Source organism: Micromonospora sp. NBC_00389 (assembly GCF_036059255.1).
GTDB lineage: Bacteria > Actinomycetota > Actinomycetes > Mycobacteriales > Micromonosporaceae > Micromonospora.
Genome location: NZ_CP107947.1, coordinates 1273657 through 1293510, shown reverse-complemented (window position 1 = coordinate 1293510; position 19854 = coordinate 1273657). Strand labels below are relative to the sequence as shown.

The following is a 19854-nucleotide window of genomic DNA, read 5'->3' as shown; positions in this document are numbered from 1 at the left end:
GTCTGAGGGCTCTGGAGAAGGCCGCGCTAGCGTCGCGCTAGGGCCCGCAAATTGGAGACTCGGACCCCATCAACAATTCGCTGGTCAACGCGTCCTGCGTGGCGAACTCTTCGTCGTATCCGAGGGGGTCCTTGTCCCGCCGAATACGCGGGGCTCAGCCTCCGGCTGGTGTGTCCGTCCGAGAAAGCACCGGAGTGGCGGTGCCCGGGCTGTCGGGAGCCCGGACACCGCACCCGGCCGGGGTCGCGAAGAAGCCCGCGAAGCGGGTGCGGGAGGTGGTAGAGGATGCCGAACCTGATTCGTTACTCGGAATCCGACCTGCGCCAGATCTTTGGCGGGGTCGTGGCGCCTGGTGCTTCCGGGCTGCTCGACGTGGAACTGCCGCGGGAGGTGGATGTTTTCTTCCACGCTTATCCGATCGAAGCGATGAGCGTATCGGCGGAGCCCCGACGCCTGCCAATCGGCCGGGCGTGGCACGGGGTCTGTGAGGTTCAGATCGACCTCGCCAATGGATCGGTATGGTCGGTCGTCCCGGTCGAGAACAGTGCTCCGGAAGTCACCTTCATGAACAGCGACATCGGTAACTTCGTTGTCTTCCTCAGATACATGGCAGGGATGGCCGCCCTCGCAGAGACAGAAAGCGGGCGGGCTTACCGTGAACGGGCCGAGGCGGTCAGGCGTGAGCTCGTCGCGGTCGATGAGCCGGCCACTAGAGAGGGTGCTTGGTGGTCCGCGATCACCGAGGAAATGGTGGAAATGGGCTAGGGTTGGCTAGGTCGGCGTCTACTCAGTGTAAGAGTGGAGGCCGACCTCTTTGCTCTAGCGGGATGCAGGCATATCGTCGGAAAGATGTGCCTACAGGTGGCCGGGCAGCATGAACGAGGGGACCGCGTTTGACCGTCACCCTCGGACGGACTTCGCTGCGGCGATCACCACGTTCTGGAGTGAGCTGGTGGTGCACTTCCTACCGGAACCTAAGCTTGGTAGACGAGGCAGAAGACGTGACGTAGGACGTTGTGCAGGCGTGCACGCCCGGGACCGCTACGACGGGCAGCGCACCTCGCTGCGCACCTGGCCCTACCGCCTCATTCGCTGGCAACGTGGCAGCGTGTCGACGGCTACGAGCATCCAACAGTTTCAACGATGACAACCAATCAATCACGATGCTGATCAACGCTTCATCGAGGCCGCGAAGGCCCGTGATGAAGTGGCAGTCGGGCAGGCGCTGGCCGGCGGCGCGGATCCGCATGTCAGGGTGGACCGGTTCCTGCGGTAGCTGAGCAGGCGTTGCCGGGTTCTGGGGTGGGGACCGGGAGCACGTTGGGAGCGGTAAGGCTGCCACCCGTACGCCCCGCGCTGGTGGGTACTCGACATGATCTGCCGCGCGATCGCCGCCGTGGACCCGCAGGTAGCGCACCCGGCGAGGTAGGCGGGAGCTTGGGATCCTTTGGTGCTCGAATGTTGATCCGACGTCGGCGAACTGGCGTGGACGGGCCAGCACCTGACTGGACTTGCGTCTCATCCAGGGCAGTTCGAGGCCATCGTTCCCGAGGAACGCTTTGCCCGCGCCTGCTGGTCTTCCACGGGACGCGCCCGAACGGAGCTTGACTGGGGCGGGATCGTCGGGCCGACCCCTTAACGCATAGATAGCCATCCGTCTACGGATCAGAAGGTTAGGGGTTCGAGTCCCTTCGGGCGCACAAGATCAAAAGGCGCCTGACCTGCTAAAACAGAGGTCAGGCGCCTTTGCCGTTCGTCACCGGTGAACGCATTGGTGCTCCAATGGTGCTCCTACGACGAGCGTGTCGTACGTCCGAGCCTGTCCGTCACCGTCCGCTTGGATAAGGCTTGGTCGATCTTGATGCCACTATGCTCAGCGTGTAGGCGGGGGCGAGCTGTCCACCGCGCTCGTGCAGGGCGCCGTTACATTCACGGCGGGCAGCAACGAGACTTGGAGTTGACGCCGCGCGATGCAAGGCGAGCTTGCCCGCTCAGCTGCAACGGACTGTAAATCCGTCGCGAAAGCTTCAGAGGTTCGAATCCTCTACCCGCCACCAGGTGTGAAGACGGCCCCTGACCAGCAGAGATGCGGTCGGGGGCCGATCTTGTTTGGTCCCGCTGAGTCCAGCCATTACCCGCCGTCGCTCAGGGTCCGGGGGCGTATCGGGGGGAGGATCGGTCGCCTGGCTCAAGCGTTGGGAAACTGGACAACCAAGTCCCCGATGCCGAGCAAATCTCCCGTGGCGTCCTGAGGGAACTGATAGCGGCCACGCAGCGACTACCAGTAGACGTGGCAGGCTCCCGGCCTGCTGATGCTCGGGAAGTGGAGACACTCCGGATGCCAGCTGCGGTGCGACGAGGTGCGGTGATTGTGTCCGCCTTGGTGGGCATGGTGCTCGTGTTGCCGGGAGCGGCGTGGGCACATGGCGTCGGTGGGTCGAGCGACACGGTCGGCGGGTTCGTCTGGCTGGGCACGAAGCACATGCTCGCCGGCTGGGATCATCTGCTCTTCGTGGGTGGCATTCTGCTGCTCGCCGGTGAGATCCGGCGGGCGGCCAAGCTGATCTCGCTGTTCGCGCTCGGGCACAGCGTCACCCTGTTCACCGCCACGGTCGCCGACTGGCACGTCAACCCGGTCCTTGTCGACGTCGTGGTCGCGTTGAGCCTGGTCTTCGTCGGCGTGGTGGGGCTGCGGGGCCGGCCGAAGAACTGGGTGTGGTTCGGCGCCGCGGTGCTGGCCTTCGGCCTGGTGCATGGGCTGGGCCTGGCTACCCGGTTGCAGGACGTGGGCCTGCCGTCGGACGGGCTGATCCCTCGGGTGCTGGCGTTCAACCTGGGCGTCGAGATCGGGCAGCTCATCGCGATCTGGGTCATGTGCATGATCGGAGACGTCCTGCTTCACTACTATCCCCGGCTACGGGATGTGCGGTTGTCGCATGGCGCGCTGATCGCGGCTGGCGTGGTCGCCGCTACGGTCCTGGTTATCACCTCTGGTGGTGAGGCGCTGCTGCGACCGATCCAGGCAAGCGCCCAGGAGGCGGGTAGTTGCGAGGTCCGCAATCGCACCGAGACCTTCCCGGCCGGCGGTGGGCACCCGGTCAAAGACTTCTTCGAGCCCGAGGAGACAGTGCCTGCAACCTCGTTCGGGCACGTCATCGGCGACGGCTTCGTGATCGTCAACTACCGACCGGACCTGCCCGCCGAGCAGCTCGCCCAGGTGCGGGCCTTCGTCACCGACCCCGCCGCCGGCCTCGTCGTCGGCGGCCCCGCCCCTGGCCAGACAGAGGCGGTCAAGGCGGTCCACGCCTACCGCACCATCGCCTGCGACACCCTGGACGTCGACGCCGTCCGTCAGTTCACCCGCGACTGGTTCGCCGATTCCCGCTCCAAGCCCGTCGAGTAGACACCTCCGCACGCGTTCAGTCGTGCTCGGGGATGCCGGCCACCCGGTGCGAGGCCGCGTGGATGACCTCGGTCACGAGCCGACGAACATGCCCGCCCCGCGCGGTGTAGAGGGCGCGGCGGCCGTCCCGACGCACCTTCACCAGCCCGGCCAGCCGCAGCTTGCCGAGGTGCTGTGACACTGCCGGTCGCGCCACTCCCAGTGCCGCCACCAGCGCGGTCACGTCGTGCTCCCCTTCGACGAGCAGCCACATCAACCGCAGCCTGGTTCCGTCGCCCAGCATCCGCAACATCTCCGTCGCCGCCTCCACCTGGCTATCGGCAGGGAGGCGTTGTTGCAGCTCACTGGCACCTGCAACGTTGTCGCGTGCGCACATGAGCACATATTATCGCCCGCGGCAGGTCGGCCCGGATCTTCCGTGCCGAACGGGGTAGGGGGAACCAGTGCGCGACCACGAGCACGGACACGACGGGCCTGGCGATTCACACGGGCACGACCATCACCACAGCGGCGGGGGTCGCCTCGCCTCCTTGTGGCACGGGCTGCGTCATGCGGTCACGCCGCACTCGCACGACTCCCGCGAGTCGATCGATCCCGCCTTGGAGTCCTCCCGGGAAGGGCTACGCGCCCTGTGGATCTCGCTGCTCGGCCTCGGGATCACGGCAATCGCCCAGGCCGTCATCGTCGTGCTGTCCGGGTCGGTCGCACTGCTCGGTGACACCCTGCACAACGTCGCCGACGCCCTGACCGCCGTGCCCCTCGGCATCGCGTTCCTGCTCGGCCGCCGGGCTGCCACCCGGGCCTATACCTACGGCTACGGCCGTGCCGAAGACCTCGCCGGCATCGTCATCGTCGGCGTGATCGCCGCCTCCGCTGTGGCTGCGGCCTGGACCGCCGCCACGCGGCTGCTGCACCCGGCCGAGGTGACCCACCTGCCGTGGGTCGCCGCAGCCGGCCTCGCCGGGTTCGCCGGCAACGAGCTGGTGGCCCGCTACCGCATCCGCGTCGGCCGCCGCATCGGCTCCGCCGCCCTGATCGCCGACGGCCTGCACGCCCGCACCGACGGCTACACCTCCCTCGCCGTCCTCGCCGCCGCCGGCGGCGCCGCACTCGGCTGGCACTGGGCCGACCCCGCCATCGGCCTGGTCATCGCCGTCGCCATCACCTTCGTCCTCAACGATGCCGCCCGCCAGGTCTACCGACGCCTCATGGACGCCGTCGACCCCGCCATCGTCGACCAAGCCGAGACGACACTCCGGGAAATCGGCGGCGTCCGCGACGTCACAGCAGTCCGGCTGCGATGGATCGGCCACCGCCTCCACGCCGAGGCCGACCTAGTCGTCGACGCCCACCTCAGCCTCATCGCCGCCCACGAGATCGCCGCCGACGCCGAACACCAACTCACCCACGCCGTACCTAGGCTGACCAGCGCCACCGTCCACACCGATCCGGACAGCCACCCCGGCGGGCACCATCACACGGACCTGTCGCACCAACGCCGCCAACGCCCGAGCTGACTGTCCCCGCCGAATCATCCGCTGGCTTCCCAGCGCTGCCGGGGCGGTTCAACAAGCCGGGGCTGGGTGCTCGTGTCGCCGAGGTTGTGAGCGGCTGTGAGCCGCTGTGAGAACGGGGTGCGTTCGCCAGAGCACACAAACACGGGTTTAAGGGTGTCAGCGCACTTGCCCGCGCGGCGCGGAGCCGACACCACATGAACGAGCACACGCCGCAACACCACGACCCTACCCGCCCCGTCGACCCGGACCACTCCGCCGCCGACCCGACCCTGACCGACCTCGTGGCCGGCGTCCCGCCGGTCCCGATCACCGTGTGGCGCACCGCCCGCACCTCCGCCGACACCGGCCGCACCCTCGGCGTCCGCCTGGCCTACCGCCTCGTGTCCGCCTACAGCCGGCCCGGCGACACAGTCGTCGACTGCACCGACGACCACGCCCTGTCCACCGCCTGCCTCGCCGGGCAGCGCCGGCACCACCCCAGCTGGTTCACCGACGGGCCCAGCCTCCTCATCGGCCCCGAGAGCGAGCCGGCCGAGCCCCACCCGTCCGCCCAGCAGCAGTCTGACGACGGTGACGTGCCGGAGGCGAGCGCCTGGTTCGGCGACGACCTCACCGACCCGCCCGACCCAGGTGGCTCGCCGCAGCCGACCGGCCTTCTGGTCGCCTCCTGGCCCCTCGACGCGGACGAGGCCACGAACCGGGTACGCCTGGCGTGCCTGCTGACCGCCGGCGCCCGGCTACTGCGCCCTGGCGGGTGCCTCGTGCTCATCGTCGCGGTCCCCGCCGGCACCATCGCGACGCCGGAGGACTTCAGCCCTCTCGCCACCGCGGCGGCGAACGTCGGGCTGGGCTACCTGCAGCACATCGTCGCGGTCACCGCCGATACCGACGCGGACACCTTCGTCTACCACGTCACCGACGCCGAACTGCTCGCCCTCGCCCACGAGACCGCCGGGCAGCCGTGGACCCTCACGCACCACCGTGTCCACGCCGACCTGCTGGTGTTCAGCCCCCCACCGGCAACCCCGCCGCAGCGGCGACGGCGCGAGGGCGGTGACGGCCGTGGCTGAGCACCCCATCACCAGTCCAGACGAGCCGGCCCGGCCGGAGAACGCTGGCGGCAGCAACCGCGCCTACGACGCTCGCCAGGAGTACGAGGGACGGCACTCGGACATGGCCGGGCCGGAGCGCCTGTCGGTGTGGGCGACCGCCCAGCGCACCGGACCCGTGCAGCGCCGCGGACGCTACGTGCCCGAGTCAGTCAAGCACCCGGCACGGATGCTTCCCGCGATCGCCGCTCACGCCGTGCACGCCTACACCCAGCCCGGGGATCTGGTGCTCGACCCGATGTGCGGGATCGGCACCACCCTCGTCGAGGCCATCCACGCCGGCCGCGACGCCATCGGTGTGGAATACGAGTCCCGCTGGTCGAACATCGCCGACGCCAACATCACCCACGCCCAGGGCCAAGGGGCGACCGGCCGGGCGGCGGTGATGCGCGGCGACGCGACCCGCATCCTGTCCCTGTCCCCGCCGCCCTCGCCGGACAGGTCGCCCTCGTCGTGACCTCGCCGCCCTACGGGCCGACCGTCCACGGCCTGGTGCGACCAGGCGCAGACGGGGTGGCGAAGTTCGACAACGCCTACAACGACGGCACCGACCGAGGCAACCTCGCCTACCGCGACCTCACCGGCCTCACCGACGGGTTCACCCAGATCCTTGCCTGTTCTCCGCGAGTTCAGAGGAACTCACGGGTTTCAGCAGGAACCCAAGGGTGCGTCGTCAGCGTGACGCTCTCGCGGATCCGGGAGTTCCCGGTGAACATGGTGAGGCGTGGCGATGCCGGTTTCGGCCAGGAAGCGGGCTACTTCGTTGTCCAGGAGGTACTGCTTCACCTCGGCGTTGATGCTGGTGGCGCACTGCGGCGGATCTGTATGTGAGGCGGCCGGTTCCCGGCCAGGGTGAAGGTCGTCAACTCGCTGGCGCGGGTTGCCCGCGCACGACGACGCTGCGCGCAGCGGCGGAACCGTGGGAGCAGCGCCGGTCGTAGGCTGCATGGGCCCGCTACCGCGGCCCATGCACCGGAAAAATGCCGCAGCGCGTACTCCTGACAGCCGTTAGGTTCCAGCCCATGAGCAGGATCCTCTCCGTCAACCTCGCCGTGCCGGAGGTCTCCGCTCGTCGTTGACGAGAACCAGGTCCAGGCCGTTAGGGGTAGACCACCAAGGACCAACGGCTGTAGACGACGCCAAGGCTGCGCAGCTTTAGCGGGGTGCTCGGCCCACCGGCGGTCAGCCGGTCAGCCAGATCGAGGCCCGTTTGATGTACGCGAGTTGTGCGGCGAAGGCGACCAGTGCCACCGCCACCCCGAGCGCGATCGCCAGCGCGGGGGATTCGCCCAGCACCCCGGTCAGCAGGGCGGCGCCCAGGCCGATCAGCAGTGCGTTGACCGCGCCCACCATCGCTGCCGTGGTCAGCAGCAGTTGCCAGCGAGCCGGCCTGCTGCCCACCGCCGCCGAGATTGCCTGCACGTCGCCCCCGCCGGTGACCGCGTCGGCGAAGAAGTCGTGCTCGCCGGCGAGCTGGCGGTGGTAGTAGGCGCGGATGCGCTGGATGCGCTTGAGGTTCAGCGAGTTCTCCACCGTGTTTTGAACTAGCCGGCCGAAGGTGAGCAGGCCAGTGATCACCAGGGTCGGCAGCACCCCGCCGAGGTACGGCTTGATCAGTTGGCCGCTGCTGGAGACGAAGCCGAGCCCGATCAGTGAGGCGGAGAGCAGTGACAGGAACACGGTCGCTCGCCCAACGGATTCGGTGATCGTGGCGCTGCGGGAGGTCTGGAGCACGAAATGCTCCGTGGTTAGGGCGGTGAGCAGCCCCTGCTCGCGCGCATCCTCGTCCATACCGCACCTCCGGCGCTGGTGGCCCGCCGCGAACCACAGGAACTGGCAGCAGCGGTGCCAACGATCGGTATGCGGCCACACAGCGGGCCTCCACCGCTGCTTGTGGCTCTTGTCATCTGCCTGTATGACCCGCCGGCATCGCGGTCCGGGTTTCGGCTGCCGCCTTGATGAGCTGCGCCGCTTCGTCGGGCTGAGAAACCATCGGGACGTGGCTGGCAGGGACTTCGATGGTGGTCGCGCCCATGCGGCTGGCGAACATGCGCTGCGCGTCCGGCGGGATAGCCTGGTCCTGGGTGGCGACCAGGTACCAGGACGGCAGCGACTTCCAGGCCGGGACGCCCATCGCATCGTTGAAGGCTGAGCCGGCAATGGGCTGCTGTACGCAGTGCATCACCTTAGCCCGGACCGGGTCGACGTCGGCCGCGAAGTGCTGGACGAAATCGTCCTGCGGCTGCCACATGAAGCCCTGCTTGTCGGTGAACAGGTGCGCCAGCGCCGGCGGTGTGGGTCCCTGCGACAGTAAGTCGGCGAGCGACTCCCCGTTGTCGAGCCCGAAGGCCGCGATGTACACCAGCCCGGCGACGTTCGGCGCGTCGGTGCCGAGGGCGGTCATGATCTGGCCGCCGTAAGAGTGCCCGACCACGATCGTCGGGCCGTCCTGCAAGTTCAGGACTTGGCGTAGCCGGGCGACATCATCGGCCGTCGAGGTCATGGGGAACTGCGGGGCCGTCACGTGGTAGCCATCGGCCTGTAGGCGCTCGATAACGCCGCTCCAGCAAGAGCCGTCGGCCCACGCACCGTGGACGAGGACGATGTTCGGTCGGCCATTCATGGTGAGTTCCTTCCCTACTGGGCTGAGTGGTCGTTTCTGTCCATGCTGGCCTGCGGGCGACGGGCGACATCCGCACGTTGACTGTGCCCGCCACCCTGACCAGGTGCAGTCAAGATGCGAGTACCAAGTCGGCCTAGGCGTAAACGTGCTCGGTCCGGCCAGCGAGAACCAATAGGGAGAGGCGCCGAGGAGGCAGCGAGACGACCAGCGACGGCCGAGACCAGACCACCCAAGGCGGCAGAGGGCCATGCTCCGCAGGGCAAGACGACATGGGATGTCATCGAACGATGTTCCGTAACCGCGTTCGGGACGAAGGAGTCCAGCTCTGCCCGCACGACGGCCGGCTGGGGCGAGCCTTTCGCGTAATCTGAGCGCCTCTCAGCGCCCTGGAAGGAGCCGCCATGCCGCCGCCGCCCCGCTTCCCGGCGGTGGCCGTCTTCATACCCACGCCACGCTGAATGCCGCAGCGAAGTGACGTTGGAGTACCGAGCGGGGACAGCCAGGCCTTGGAGCGGGTGCTGCTGACCACGGTCAACGGCATCGCCGCAGGCATGCGCAACACCGGCTGATCCCCGCGCCCCACCGGTCCGCCGCGCCTGACCGCCCCCAGGGAGCGGTCGGGCGCGTCCGGGGCGCGGCAGATCAGAACATTCCGCCGCCGGCGCCGATCGTCTGCCCGGTGACCCAGCGGGCTTCCTCCGACACCAGGAAACTGACCACGTCGGCGATGTCTTCCGGCTGGCCGACGCGGGCCAGCGGGGTCTGGGCGACCTCCGCGTCGATGAATTGCTGATCGGTGGGCAGCGCCTGGGTGAGGACGGGGCCAGGTAGGACACTGTTGACGGTGATGCCGCGGGCGCCCACCTCGTGCGCCAACACGCGGACCAGATGGTCGACGGCCGCCTTGCTCGCCGCGTAGACGCCGGTTCCGGCGCGCGGCATGCGAGTCAGTCCGGCGGATATCGCCACGATCCGTCCGCCGTCCGGGACCCGGATGGCGGCCTCGCGGAGCGCGATGAAACCGGCTCGCGCATTGGTGGCGAAGACCGCGTCGAACTGTTCGTCGGAGGTGTCGATGATCGTGCCGTGGGTCACTTTGGCGGCATTGAGTATCACGATGTCCAGGTGTCCGAACCGCTGCTCCGCCAGGTCGAACAGGCCTCGCAACTGCCCGGCATCGGCAATGTCGGCAGACGCGGCGACCGCGGTTCCACCGCGTCGCACGATGCCTCGTACCACTTCCTCCGCGGCCTGACGCTCAGAGGGGAAGTAGTTGACGATCACGCTGGCCCCGTCCCCGGCGAGGCGTTCGGCGATGGCCTTGCCGATTCCCCTGGACGCTCCTGTCACCAACGCGACCTTGCCCTGCAGTGCCATGACTATCTCTCCATCCAAATCGCTGATCCGATCGCCCCTGAGCCACCGGTGTCGACCGCCACCCGTTCGATCGACGGAGCCTTTTCCACGGTCGTCATGGCTTGAGCACAAGCTTCCCGGTCGTGACGCCGTCTTCTAGCAACCGGTGGGCCTCCGCAGCAGCGCTTAGCGGCAATGCCTGCACCGCCGGCGGGGTGACCTGTCCGGTGGAGATCCAGCCGACCAGCCGCTCCAGCGCGGCCGCCGCGTCGGGGAGGCGATGCTCGAACCAAACGCCGAGATTGAACCCGGTGAGGATCTGGCTGGGCGCGGGGTCGTAGAGCAATGGCTGCAGGGCCCTGGCGTCCAGACCGTCCACGGTGCCGGAGACCGAGCCGTAAACGACGAGCCGTGCGAACGGCGCGAGGATCTTCAAGGTCTCGTTCAGGTGCGCCGGGCCGGTCATCTCCAATGCGACATCGACGCCGCGGCCACCGGTGAGCTCCAGAACCTGATCGGTCCAACCCGGCGCGGTGTAGTCGACGGCGTGGTCGGCGCCGAACTGCAGCGCGATGTCCCGCTTGGCGGACGTGCTGGCCCCGGCAATGATCGTCCCCGCGCCCATGAGTTTGGCGATCTGTACAGCGTAACTGCCGACTCCACCGGCCGCGGCCGGTACGAATACCGTCTCCCCGGGCGAGAGGCGGGCAACCTCGCCAAGGATCACCGCGGCCGCCAGTCCGGAGACGACGATGCCCGCAGCCGCGTCCAGCTCGAGGCCGGCCGGCACGGGGATCAGGCCCCCGGAGTAGGCAAGGGCGAGCTCCGCGTAACCGCCGGACCCATCGGTCCCGACCGTGCCGAAGACCGGCGTTCCGATCTCGAAGTTGTCGACGCCCTCGCCGAGGGCAGCGACGGTGCCGGCGACCTCCGCACCGGGGACGAAAGGACTAGGGGTCGGGACGGGATAGACGTCGCCGCGGCGACGCATCACGTCCGAGAAGTTGACCGCGGCCGCCTCGACGCGGATAAGTACCTGACCGGGACCGGGAACCGGGTCGGGCAGGTCCACCAGGCGCAACACACCGGGCCCGCCCTGCTCGGTCATCTGGATAGCTTTCACGACACAACTCCTCGAGGTGCTTCACGGCAACGTCATCGGTGACGACGCGCGGACCGCCTGAATTAGCCGTCCTAGACAGGTAAAGGTTTCTTGCCTGCAAGATGTTCCTGCAACCACAGGTGAGCAGGGGCACATTGACCCGGACAGGTAATCTGGTGGGCATGAACGCAGACGATGTGCCGATCGAGCGGCGGCGGCCCGGCGCCGCCGCGGGCGGGCCGATCAGCCACGCGATCTTCCGGCTGGCCCGGGCCCACAAGAAACTCGTCGGCCAACTGCTCCGCGAGGTCGGGCTCCACCCCGGCCAGGAAGTGCTGATGATGCGACTGTGGGAGTCAGGGCCGCAGCGCCAGACCGACCTCGCCGACGAGTTCGACACCGACTCGGCCAGCATGACCCGCACCGTGCAGCGCCTCGAACGTGCCGGCTACGTACGCCGCGTGCCGGACCCCGACGACCGCCGCGCCACCCGCGTCGAGCCCACCCCGGCCAGCCTCGTCCTCCGTTCCCAGGTCGAACGCATCTGGGCGGACTTCGAACGCCGTACGGTCGGCGAGATGACCCCGGACGAACAACGCGAAGCGCTCCGCATCGTGCACCAACTGGAAGACAACCTCACAGCGCACGAGCCGGACCCCGAGCGCAGCGTCAGCCGTTAGCCAACTCGCGCTGCTCTGGGCACACGTGCCTGTGGCGCTTCGGCAGTCGGCGCTCACGGTCGCACGTCAACACCTGGGCCGCCTACGCCCACGCCCGTTCCGGGGCTGGCATAACGACAGCGGAGCCCCGGCAGGGTGGAAGTGGGCCCAGACGCCAATAGCCGCAACGTGAGGGGCGAGGTCGCCTGCGGTATTCGAGGTCGGTGCCGTAGGGCAGGTGCGTCGTCGGCCCGAGCCCACCGCAGGCTAGTTGAGAAGCCAGGGTGTGGCGCGAGCTGCGGATACTTGTCGGCGAGCAAGGGTCGCGGATGTGTCCAGGGTCGGTAGCCTGCCAGCATGAGCGACGACGGGGGGACACCCGAGTCGGTCCGTCCGGCCCGGGAGCCCCGTCGCCCAATCACTGTGCTGATGTCACAGCACTTCACCGCGACGACCGTCACCGCGCTGCGTCATGCGGTCGAGGGAAAGGTCGCTGCCGCGGGGCTGGTCGGCGATCCAGGCTTCGACTTTGTGCTCGCCGTGCACGAACTGGTTACGAATGCGGTACGCCACGGCGGCGGCCGCGGACACCTCGATCTGCGCCGTGAGGAAGACGTCCTGCTTTGCGAGATCAGCGATCAGGGTGCACCGGCTGACAACCTTCCGGTGCGGCTCCCGGCGGTCGATGCCGCGGGCGGTCGTGGACTGTGGCTGGCTCGCCAGCTGACCGACGGGCTCATCCTTACCCGCCGACCCGACGGGCTGACGGCTACGATCACCGTATGCCTGGAACCACTGAGCGGCACCGAGATCTGGTCCGCATCGGGAGCAACGCATAGCGACGGTCCCATCCGCCCTGGGGAGGCACCCGAGTAATGAACCCCCAGCCAAGCTGGCAGCATAAGGTTCGCGTTGAGCCGGGCCGCAGCGCGATCCTGCTGTTCGGAGAAATCGACGTCAACGGGGCCGCGCAGCTCCTGGATCTCCTCGACGAGACGATCCATGGCACGCACCGTGTGGATGTCGACATGGAGGCAGTCCAGTTCATCGACTCGACCGTTATCGGTGCACTCGTCGCGGCCAGGAACAAGGCGAAGGCGGCAGGCAGACAGCTTGTCGTCACCACTCCCAGTAGCAACGCCCGACGGGGCCTGGGTATCACCGGCGTTCTGGACGTCCTCTCACTCGGCAGTAGCTGACCAGGGGCCCCACCCATACTCCGCGGGCACCCACGGGACCCGCTCGCTGTTGGTGGGCTCGGCGTCACCGGCGACCTGGGTGGCAGGGTAGATGGTGTCGCCGGCCTGGCTGGCGGCGTGGCCCGTGACGTTGGCGACCTGGGCGGAACGGTGCGCGGTGTCACCGGCCCGACTGGCGGCGTGAGCGGTGAGGTTGGCGGCACGCTGGACGGCACCGCCGGCGGTCTCGGCGTCGCTGGCGTGACCGGCGATTCGGGCGGCGCCGTGCACGGCATTGGCAATGCCGCTGGCGACGTCGGTGTTCACGGCGACGCGTGCGCCAGCGTGGAAGGCGGGCTCCTGGGGCCTGACCGAAGGCCCGCTCGAGCTGCACCTCTGCTTCATGCGGAGGCCGGGATCGCGTTCTATCGTGCCGTTCCTGGCCTCCGCATTGGCGTTGTCGCCCTCGTTGAGTTGCCTCGGCGCCAACGGGCCGGGCCCCGCTTGAGCACCCAACGCGGAAGCCTTCCTTGAACCAGAAGGGAGCCCCATCTCGCAGAACTGCCTGGTACAACCGCTCGCGTTCGACAAGTGAACGCGTGGGACCGGTCCCTCCGTTGTTCCTGAAGGAGAGAGAGTTGGGCGGTCACTCAGCGCGGCCGGCAAACCGGGGTTGAAGTGCCCGGCCGGGAGATGGCCTCCAAAGGGGCGGGGCTGGGTTGCCTCCCGGCTTCAATCCACCGGATTCGGTTCCATTTGAACACCCCACCTCCGACCCCGCCGGCAGGGGCACATACTGTTTCTTGTTGCTTGAATTGAGCCGCACCCACCACATGTCGTCGCGAGGAGTAATTGTCATGGCTCGCAAAGTGATCACGGTGTTGACAGACGACATCGATGGGGGGAACGCGGACCGTACGGTCGAGTTCAGCCTGGACGGCGTTTCATACGCCATCGACCTGTCGGACGAGAACATCGGTACCCTTCGCAAGGCCCTCGACAACTATATCTCCGCTGGCCGGCGGATCGGTCGAGGCGGTGTCGACGCCCGCCGATCCGCGCAATGGTCGGCGAGCCCCGCGACTTCCAGGGCGACCGACCGGGCGCGGACCGCCGCGATCCGTGAATGGGCCGCCCAGAACGGCTACGAGGTCTCCGAACGGGGACGCATCCCGACGTCGGTTCTGGAGGCATACCGCAATCGCTGACAAGCGGGCGAGGCTCGCCGGTCCCACAGGTCCCGTGCCTGCCTTCCGTCAGGTCCGCTGATCCGTCCAGTCATGACCGCTGCCGGACAAGATCGGGTATCAGTCTCGGAGCGCGGGTGATCAGCGGTAGCACCGCCAGGCATACGGATCGTCGGGGTTGGATGTCCGGGCGTAGGCGCCCGACTCATACGTGTCGCGGCAGGCGACGTCCATGTCGACGATCGACGCGGAGAGAAGCCTCGTACATTGCCAACGGCCGTCGTTGCGGGAGTCCGCTGAGCCCCCGGTGTGCCGATCGCAGTACCGCTGGACCATGTTCGCCACCCCGCGGCTGCTCGATGGGCCGAGCAGGACCGGCCCTGCGTTCTGGGTCGGTGTCGGCGTGGCCACGGTGGGCTTCGGGGTGGAAGGCGTGACCGACGGTGTGGCGCTGGGCGTGGCGGAACGGGTTTCCGACGGTGTGGCGCTGGGCGTGGTAGAGGCGTTGCGCGGGGCCGCGGAATCGGGCGGCGTTGACGGTATCTCCAGGAGGGGATCCGGCTGCTCAGATGGGTACGGCGGGGTGGTGGCCGCCGACAGCGGCAGCCCGTCTTCCGGCGGCCGGCCTGACCCCCACATGAACGCCAGAGCGCAGACAAGCGCCCCCAGCGCGAGTACGCCGACCGGGATCAGCCAGCGCCGCCGCCGGCTGGCCGGCCGTGGGCGGGCATCAACGTCCCGGTTGTGCTTCGTCCGTGGCCGCAACTCGGGCGCCTCGGGGTTCCGCGCGCCCGGCTCCTCGTGGCGGTACTGGTTGCGGCTGGCGTAATCGTCGTGGGGGTACTCCTCGTGGGCGTAGCCCGCCTCGGATTGGGCGTACCTCTCCTGCTGCGCGCCGTACGCGTCCTCATGGACCGAACTGGCATCGCCCGGTCCGTACCGGTCCTGGGCCCGGCGTTCCTCCCGGTAGGCCTGGTCGTGCGCGTCGTACATATAGGTCTGGTCGGGCTGGTAGTACGCGGGTTCGGGATCGACCGGTGAGTCGAACGAAGGGTATTCGTGCTCGTGCTGAGCGTAGGCCCCGTCGTACTGCTCAGCTTCGTCCTCGTACTGCGGCTGCGTCCGGTGCCTCGCGTGTTGCCCTTCGTGCTCCTGGTAGGCCTCCGCAGGTTCGTACGCCTCCCCATCTTGGTCCGACACGCCGTCACGCCATGGCACGGCAGCTTCCTGCCGCTCGTAGGACGAGTCGGAATCGCCTGCTTCCAACCATGACTGTCGAGAGATCCAGCTGTCTATGACACTCGCCGGATCGTCGTGATGTCGGGCAGCCCCATCGGCGGAACGAGAAGTCGATCTCTCGGCCACGGTCGCCGGCCTCCTCGGGGAGCACAGGTGCGGACAGCTAGCTGACCTTACCCGCCATCGGCCAAAAGTCCACCCAGAGCATCCTGCGAACAGCCGATAGGCCGCCCGCAGCTTGTTGGCCCCGACCAGCGCAACAAGATCCGGAAGACGCGCGCAGTGATCAAGCGCGACCACGCGGCGCGACTCCGACGAGCCAGCCAGGCGCCAACGCTTGGGGGTTTTGACGCCCGGCCCCGTAAACCCCCTAACGCCAAACGGCACCCGTGCCCTAACGCGGCCGGATAAGGCGGGGGTGCACCCCCGATGCCCGATACCGCCCTTTCGACCTACTGTCGATCGCGGGCCCGGACGATCTTGTCTGCCACGTCCTAACAACACCCATCGAGGAGAGCGGCAACATGAGTGCAAGCACTAGCACCACATCGACCGCCGACGTGAACTCGACCTCCGCCGCCGACTGGACCGGCAACAGCGAGGTAGCAGCCGACACGAGCGCGACCACCAGCGTGGATTCCACCGCCAGCGCGGGGCCAACCCCCGACATGGGTGTAACCACTGACATGGTGTCGCCGCAGAGCCTGCAGGACTTCGCATTCGGACTGCTTACGAACCTCGACGCCCGAGCGGCGTACGAGGCAGACCCGCAGGCCGCGCTGGACAACGCGGGCCTCCACGATGCGACCCCGGCCGACGTGCAGGACACCGTTCCGCTGGTCGCCGACTACCTTCCAGTACAGGGCGTCACGTCCCTGCTCGCCGGCGACAGCCTCGGTGTCACCGCAGGCGCCACCGTCGACGGGCTCGGGCTCAACGGCGTGACCGGCACCCTGGACAACACCGTCGGTGGACTCGGCGGCAGCGGCGTGACCGGCGGCCTGGGCGGCACCGTGTCTGGCGTTACCGCCCTGGCTGGCGGCGTAACCGGCGACCTCGGCGGCACCCTCGACAGCACGGTCGATGGGCTCGGCGTCACCGGCCTGGCTGGCGGTGTGACCGGTGATGTTGGCGGCACGCTGGACGGCGCTGTTGGTGGGTTGGGGGTCAGCGGGGTGGCGGGTGACCTGGGTGGCACGGTGCACGGCGTGACCGGCCTGGCTGGCGGTGTGACCGGTGATGTTGGCGGCACGCTGGACGGCGCTGTTGGTGGGTTGGGGGTCAGCGGGGTGGCGGGTGACCTGGGTGGCACGGTGCACGGCGTGACCGGCCTGGCTGGCGGTGTGACCGGTGATGTTGGCGGCACGCTGGACGGCGCTGTTGGTGGGTTGGGGGTCAGCGGGGTGGCGGGTGACCTGGGTGGCACGGTGCACGGCGTGACCGGCCTGGCTGGCGGTGTGACCGGTGATGTTGGCGGCACGCTGGACGGCGCTGTTGGTGGGTTGGGGGTCAGCGGGGTGGCGGGTGACCTGGGTGGCACGGTGCACGGCGTGACCGGCCTGGCTGGCGGTGTGACCGGTGATGTTGGCGGCACGCTGGACGGCGCTGTTGGTGGGTTGGGGGTCAGCGGGGCGGCGGGTGACCTGGGTGGCACGGTGCACGGCATTGGCAGCGTCTCGGGGGACCTTGGTGTACACGGCGACGCGTACACCAGCGTGGATGGTGGGCTCCTGGGGGCCTGACCGGAGGCTTGCTTGGAGCTGGGGGCCCCTGCCTCATGCGGAGGCCGGGATCGCGTTCCATCGCGCGGTTCCTGGCCTCCGCCTCGATCTTGTTCCGCCTCGTTGAGTTGCGTCAGCGTCACCTGCCGCCGGACCCGGTTGAGCCCGGAACGCAGGAGGCCGCGCCCTAGCCCGGAACGGGCCTCTTGTTTCGCGGAACTCTCAGCCGAGGAGCCGCTGTCGGCGTTCGGCGCGGGACGCGAACTGGCCGGGGAGGGCATTTCTGGCCCGGCGGCGTCGCCGAGGACGAGGCCTGCGAACGCCTTGGGGTGATCCAGGTCCATCTTTGTCGTTGGTTAGCATGCCCGGCGATGATGCTGATCTTTCGCTCGCTGCGGCTACGCCGCGCGGCCCGTAGACACTTCGGCTGGCAGAAGCTGCGCGCTACGCAGTTGCGCGCGATGCGTGCGCTGCTGGCGGGCCGAGACGCGCTCGTCGTGCTGCCCACTGGGGGCGGGAAATCTGCGGTGTACCAGGTCCCTGCCACGCTGCTGCGCGGCCCCACGGTGGTGATCTCACCGCTGCTGGCGTTGCAGCAGGACCAGATCGGCAACCTCAACGAGCGGCGTGATCCGGCGTTGCGGGCGGTCCGGATCAGCTCCGCGGAGAGCCCGAGCAAACAGGCGGCAGCGCTGGCCGAGCTGCGTTCGGGCGCCGCGAAGTTCTTGTTCATCACGCCGGAACAGCTCAGTTCGCCGCAGCGGCTGGCCGAGGTCCGCGCGCTACATCCGGCGTTGGTGGCGGTTGACGAGGCGCACTGCATCTCGTCGTGGGGGCACGATTTCCGCCCTGATTATCTCGCTATCGGCCATCTGATCCGCGGCTTGGGCCGCCCCCCGGTTGTGGCGCTGACCGCCACGGCATCGCCGCCTGTGCGCGACGACATCACCGCGCGGCTCGGCATGCGTAAGCCGCGGCTCGTTCTATCCGGGTTGGACCGTCCGAATCTCTTCGTCGCGGCTACGCACTGCCCCAGTGAGGACCAGCGCTGGCGCAAGCTGCTCGCCATGCTTAAGGCGGGCGACCCGCCCGGCATCGTGTATGTGCCGACTCGCCGTGCCGCCGAGGAACTCGCCGAGCGGCTGTCCGACGCGGGTTTCTCCGCGCAGGCCTATCACGGCGGCATGGCGGCCGGCGTGCGTCACCGCCGCCACGACGATTTCCTTGCTGACCGGGTGTCGATCATGGTCGCCACGTCGGCGTTCGGCATGGGCATCGACAAGCGGAACATCCGGTGGGTGGCGCACGTTGCGCTGCCCGACTCACCGGACAGCTACTTGCAGGAGATCGGGCGTGCAGGGCGCGACGGTGAGCCAGCACAGGCGTTGCTGCTCTTTCGAGCCGAGGACGTCGCCCTGCAACGATTCTTCACCGGTGGCGCACCCGCGCTGGAAGAGCTGCGGGCTGTCGCAGCGGTCCTGCACAGCGGCTCGGTGACGCGCACCGCGCTGGCAAAGGTCACCGGTCTTGGCCAGCGCAAGGTCGCCAGCCACATCGCTCTGCTTGAGCAGGTCGGCGCGGTGACGACGGAGCCTACGGGCGAACTGAGCGTCGCTCGATACGCGCCCCTGCCCGATCAGGCGGCTCGGGAGGCACTGACCGAGTACGGCCGCTATCAGGCTGGGCAGCGTTCCCGCACCGACATGATGCGCCGCTTCGCCGAGAGTCGGGGTTGCCGCATGCAGTCGCTACTGGGTTACTTCGGAGAGCAGATGAGCCGACCCTGCGGGCACTGCGACAACTGCCACGGCGGCACCTCAGACGTGCTACCGGATGATGGGCCGTACCCACTCCACAGCACCGTGCGTCACGCCAAATGGGGATCAGGCATGGTCCTCGGGTACGAGAACGACCGCATGACCGTGCTCTTCGACGATGTCGGCTACAAGACCCTGTCGGTCTCCGTCGTGCAGTCGCAGGGCCTGCTGGCGGTCGAGGCGAATAACCGCTGAAACACCACCCGGGCAGCCCTGGTCCCCGGCTCGGCTCGTGCGGCAAGACAGGCGTCAGCCTGAGATGTGTGTCCTGTCCGACGGTGCCCTGGCACTCAGATCTGGGGGATGACGTGCTGGGCGAGTTCGGTGAACTTGCTTTGCGGCACGATCGTTGGGCCGGTGAACAACAGCAGTCGCAGCTCCTTCTCGTAGGGCACGGCGACGGCCAGCACCCGAGCGCCGTCGCTCTCATAGGTAACGGCGTCCGTGCCCAGATCTTCGATCCTGGTCGTCTTCGCGCCGCTCGCGTTGGCGATGGCGTCGATCGACTCTCGCGCAGTGTCGGCCCGATCCGGGCTGACCTGCACAATGAAGGAAAATGCTTCCTGGCCGTCGCGGCCGTAGGCACAGGAGTACCTGCGCCTCGCCTCGGTCTCGTCGACCGGCTGTTCCTCGGCGCTCAGCTTCGTATCGGCGGACCCGCCGAGCACCTTCACGGTTACTGCGGCGGGCAGCAGCTTGCAAGCCGAGGTGATCTCCGCGAGCCGAGCCGGTGCGCTGATTTGCGGCGCGCTCGACGTTGGCGCTTCCCAGGCAACCCCAGCATCCGCCTGCTGCCCCTCACCGCCGCAGGCCGAGCCCGCGATCAATACCGCTGCCATCGCCGCGGCCATCTTGGCCGAACGACGGGTCCTGCCTCGCTTCACCAACATCGTGCGCCTCCTGATCTCCAGGGGCTGACCGTAACGAGTCCGATCTGTCGGAA

18 protein-coding genes, 1 tRNA gene and 2 pseudogenes are annotated in these 19854 nt (G+C 68.3%); 13 read left to right on the top strand and 8 right to left on the bottom strand.

The window, feature by feature from the left end:
- Positions 1-285 precede the first annotated feature (285 nt).
- The 3 genes from OG470_RS06120 (at position 286) to OG470_RS06110 (ending at position 3403) form a co-directional block, all read left to right on the top strand.
- Positions 286-765, top strand: coding sequence for an SUKH-4 family immunity protein (locus OG470_RS06120; RefSeq protein ID WP_328421608.1), 480 nt, complete (start codon positions 286-288; stop codon positions 763-765).
- A 1211-nt stretch (positions 766-1976) separates the two neighbouring features.
- Positions 1977-2057, top strand: a tRNA-Tyr gene (locus tag OG470_RS06115).
- A 314-nt stretch (positions 2058-2371) separates the two neighbouring features.
- Complete coding sequence (locus tag OG470_RS06110; RefSeq protein ID WP_328421606.1) at positions 2372-3403, top strand: HupE/UreJ family protein; 1032 nt, start codon at positions 2372-2374, stop codon at positions 3401-3403.
- A gap of 16 nt (positions 3404-3419) precedes the next feature.
- On the opposite strand, the gene OG470_RS06105 is transcribed toward OG470_RS06110, so the two are convergent.
- The gene (locus OG470_RS06105) at positions 3420-3695 is read right to left on the bottom strand and encodes an ArsR/SmtB family transcription factor (protein WP_328426162.1); all 276 of its coding nucleotides are present in this window, start codon (positions 3693-3695) and stop codon (positions 3420-3422) included.
- A 307-nt stretch (positions 3696-4002) separates the two neighbouring features.
- On the opposite strand from OG470_RS06105, the gene OG470_RS06100 reads away from it, so the two are divergent.
- From OG470_RS06100 to OG470_RS06090, 3 genes and pseudogenes are all read left to right on the top strand, one after another.
- Positions 4003-4920 (top strand): cation diffusion facilitator family transporter, encoded by a 918-nt coding sequence (locus tag OG470_RS06100; RefSeq protein ID WP_328421604.1) that lies wholly within the window; start codon positions 4003-4005, stop codon positions 4918-4920.
- Between the two features lie 194 nt (positions 4921-5114).
- Entirely contained in the window at positions 5115-5990 is an 876-nt protein-coding gene (locus OG470_RS06095; protein ID WP_328421602.1) for a hypothetical protein, read from the top strand.
- A pseudogene (locus tag OG470_RS06090) lies at positions 5974-6641 on the top strand (TRM11 family SAM-dependent methyltransferase); the annotation flags it as partial. The gene OG470_RS06095 and the pseudogene OG470_RS06090, both read left to right, overlap by 17 nt.
- Before the next feature lie 570 nt (positions 6642-7211).
- Here OG470_RS06090 and OG470_RS06085 read toward each other — a convergent pair.
- Together OG470_RS06085 and OG470_RS06080 are read right to left on the bottom strand one after the other, a co-directional pair.
- On the bottom strand, positions 7212-7820 hold the full coding sequence (locus tag OG470_RS06085) for a hypothetical protein (protein ID WP_328421600.1): 609 nt from the start codon (positions 7818-7820) through the stop codon (positions 7212-7214).
- A 112-nt stretch (positions 7821-7932) separates the two neighbouring features.
- Complete coding sequence (locus OG470_RS06080; protein WP_328421598.1) at positions 7933-8652, bottom strand: alpha/beta fold hydrolase; 720 nt, start codon at positions 8650-8652, stop codon at positions 7933-7935.
- Positions 8653-9113: 461 nt separating this feature from the next.
- Between OG470_RS06080 and OG470_RS06075 the strand changes: the two are divergent.
- A pseudogene (locus tag OG470_RS06075) lies at positions 9114-9221 on the top strand (phosphoenolpyruvate carboxylase); the annotation flags it as partial.
- Positions 9222-9294: 73 nt separating this feature from the next.
- Here the strand turns inward: OG470_RS06075 and OG470_RS06070 are convergent.
- Both OG470_RS06070 and OG470_RS06065 read right to left on the bottom strand, forming a co-directional pair.
- Positions 9295-10029: an SDR family oxidoreductase gene (locus tag OG470_RS06070; RefSeq protein WP_328421594.1), complete on the bottom strand. Its 735-nt coding sequence runs from the start codon at positions 10027-10029 to the stop codon at positions 9295-9297.
- A 94-nt stretch (positions 10030-10123) separates the two neighbouring features.
- A complete protein-coding gene (locus tag OG470_RS06065) occupies positions 10124-11116 on the bottom strand; it encodes a quinone oxidoreductase family protein (RefSeq protein WP_328421592.1) in 993 nt (330 codons plus the stop codon).
- 176 nt (positions 11117-11292) lie between these two features.
- Here OG470_RS06065 and OG470_RS06060 point away from each other — a divergent pair, with 176 nt between their 5' ends.
- From OG470_RS06060 to OG470_RS06050, 3 genes are all read left to right on the top strand, one after another.
- On the top strand, positions 11293-11790 hold the full coding sequence (locus OG470_RS06060) for a MarR family winged helix-turn-helix transcriptional regulator (protein WP_328421590.1): 498 nt from the start codon (positions 11293-11295) through the stop codon (positions 11788-11790).
- Between the two features lie 336 nt (positions 11791-12126).
- Complete coding sequence (locus OG470_RS06055; RefSeq protein WP_328421588.1) at positions 12127-12645, top strand: ATP-binding protein; 519 nt, start codon at positions 12127-12129, stop codon at positions 12643-12645.
- Positions 12645-12968 (top strand): STAS domain-containing protein, encoded by a 324-nt coding sequence (locus OG470_RS06050; protein ID WP_328421586.1) that lies wholly within the window; start codon positions 12645-12647, stop codon positions 12966-12968. Before OG470_RS06055 ends, OG470_RS06050 begins: the two co-directional genes overlap by 1 nt.
- Here the strand turns inward: OG470_RS06050 and OG470_RS06045 are convergent.
- Complete coding sequence (locus OG470_RS06045; RefSeq protein WP_328421584.1) at positions 12951-13274, bottom strand: hypothetical protein; 324 nt, start codon at positions 13272-13274, stop codon at positions 12951-12953. The genes OG470_RS06050 and OG470_RS06045 overlap by 18 nt on opposite strands.
- Before the next feature lie 530 nt (positions 13275-13804).
- Here OG470_RS06045 and OG470_RS06040 point away from each other — a divergent pair.
- The gene (locus tag OG470_RS06040; protein ID WP_328421583.1) at positions 13805-14155 is read left to right on the top strand and encodes a histone-like nucleoid-structuring protein Lsr2; all 351 of its coding nucleotides are present in this window, start codon (positions 13805-13807) and stop codon (positions 14153-14155) included.
- A gap of 120 nt (positions 14156-14275) precedes the next feature.
- On the opposite strand, the gene OG470_RS06035 is transcribed toward OG470_RS06040, so the two are convergent.
- Complete coding sequence (locus tag OG470_RS06035; RefSeq protein WP_328421581.1) at positions 14276-15499, bottom strand: hypothetical protein; 1224 nt, start codon at positions 15497-15499, stop codon at positions 14276-14278.
- A 398-nt stretch (positions 15500-15897) separates the two neighbouring features.
- Between OG470_RS06035 and OG470_RS06030 the strand changes: the two genes are divergently transcribed.
- Together OG470_RS06030 and OG470_RS06025 are read left to right on the top strand one after the other, a co-directional pair.
- Positions 15898-17115, top strand: coding sequence for an IniB N-terminal domain-containing protein (locus OG470_RS06030; RefSeq protein ID WP_328421579.1), 1218 nt, complete (start codon positions 15898-15900; stop codon positions 17113-17115).
- 350 nt (positions 17116-17465) lie between these two features.
- Positions 17466-19106, top strand: coding sequence for a RecQ family ATP-dependent DNA helicase (locus OG470_RS06025; RefSeq protein ID WP_328421577.1), 1641 nt, complete (start codon positions 17466-17468; stop codon positions 19104-19106).
- Between the two features lie 95 nt (positions 19107-19201).
- On the opposite strand, the gene OG470_RS06020 is transcribed toward OG470_RS06025, so the two are convergent.
- Entirely contained in the window at positions 19202-19801 is a 600-nt protein-coding gene (locus tag OG470_RS06020) for a hypothetical protein (protein ID WP_328421575.1), read from the bottom strand.
- Positions 19802-19854: the final 53 nt, after the last annotated feature.

Excerpts from the sequence above, each read along its gene's own strand:
- OG470_RS06120 (WP_328421608.1), top strand. The coding sequence starts at position 286 with ATGCCGAACCTGATTCGTTACTCGGAATCCGACCTGCGCCAGATCTTT.
- OG470_RS06105 (WP_328426162.1), bottom strand. The coding sequence starts at position 3,695 with ATGTTGCGGATGCTGGGCGACGGAACCAGGCTGCGGTTGATGTGGCTG.
- OG470_RS06095 (WP_328421602.1), top strand. The coding sequence starts at position 5,115 with ATGAACGAGCACACGCCGCAACACCACGACCCTACCCGCCCCGTCGAC.
- OG470_RS06085 (WP_328421600.1), bottom strand. The coding sequence starts at position 7,820 with ATGGACGAGGATGCGCGCGAGCAGGGGCTGCTCACCGCCCTAACCACG.
- OG470_RS06080 (WP_328421598.1), bottom strand. The coding sequence starts at position 8,652 with ATGAATGGCCGACCGAACATCGTCCTCGTCCACGGTGCGTGGGCCGAC.
- OG470_RS06070 (WP_328421594.1), bottom strand. The coding sequence starts at position 10,029 with ATGGCACTGCAGGGCAAGGTCGCGTTGGTGACAGGAGCGTCCAGGGGA.
- OG470_RS06065 (WP_328421592.1), bottom strand. The coding sequence starts at position 11,116 with ATGACCGAGCAGGGCGGGCCCGGTGTGTTGCGCCTGGTGGACCTGCCC.
- OG470_RS06060 (WP_328421590.1), top strand. The coding sequence starts at position 11,293 with ATGAACGCAGACGATGTGCCGATCGAGCGGCGGCGGCCCGGCGCCGCC.
- OG470_RS06055 (WP_328421588.1), top strand. The coding sequence starts at position 12,127 with ATGAGCGACGACGGGGGGACACCCGAGTCGGTCCGTCCGGCCCGGGAG.
- OG470_RS06050 (WP_328421586.1), top strand. The coding sequence starts at position 12,645 with ATGAACCCCCAGCCAAGCTGGCAGCATAAGGTTCGCGTTGAGCCGGGC.
- OG470_RS06040 (WP_328421583.1), top strand. The coding sequence starts at position 13,805 with ATGGCTCGCAAAGTGATCACGGTGTTGACAGACGACATCGATGGGGGG.
- OG470_RS06030 (WP_328421579.1), top strand. The coding sequence starts at position 15,898 with ATGAGTGCAAGCACTAGCACCACATCGACCGCCGACGTGAACTCGACC.
- OG470_RS06025 (WP_328421577.1), top strand. The coding sequence starts at position 17,466 with ATGATGCTGATCTTTCGCTCGCTGCGGCTACGCCGCGCGGCCCGTAGA.
- OG470_RS06020 (WP_328421575.1), bottom strand. The coding sequence starts at position 19,801 with ATGTTGGTGAAGCGAGGCAGGACCCGTCGTTCGGCCAAGATGGCCGCG.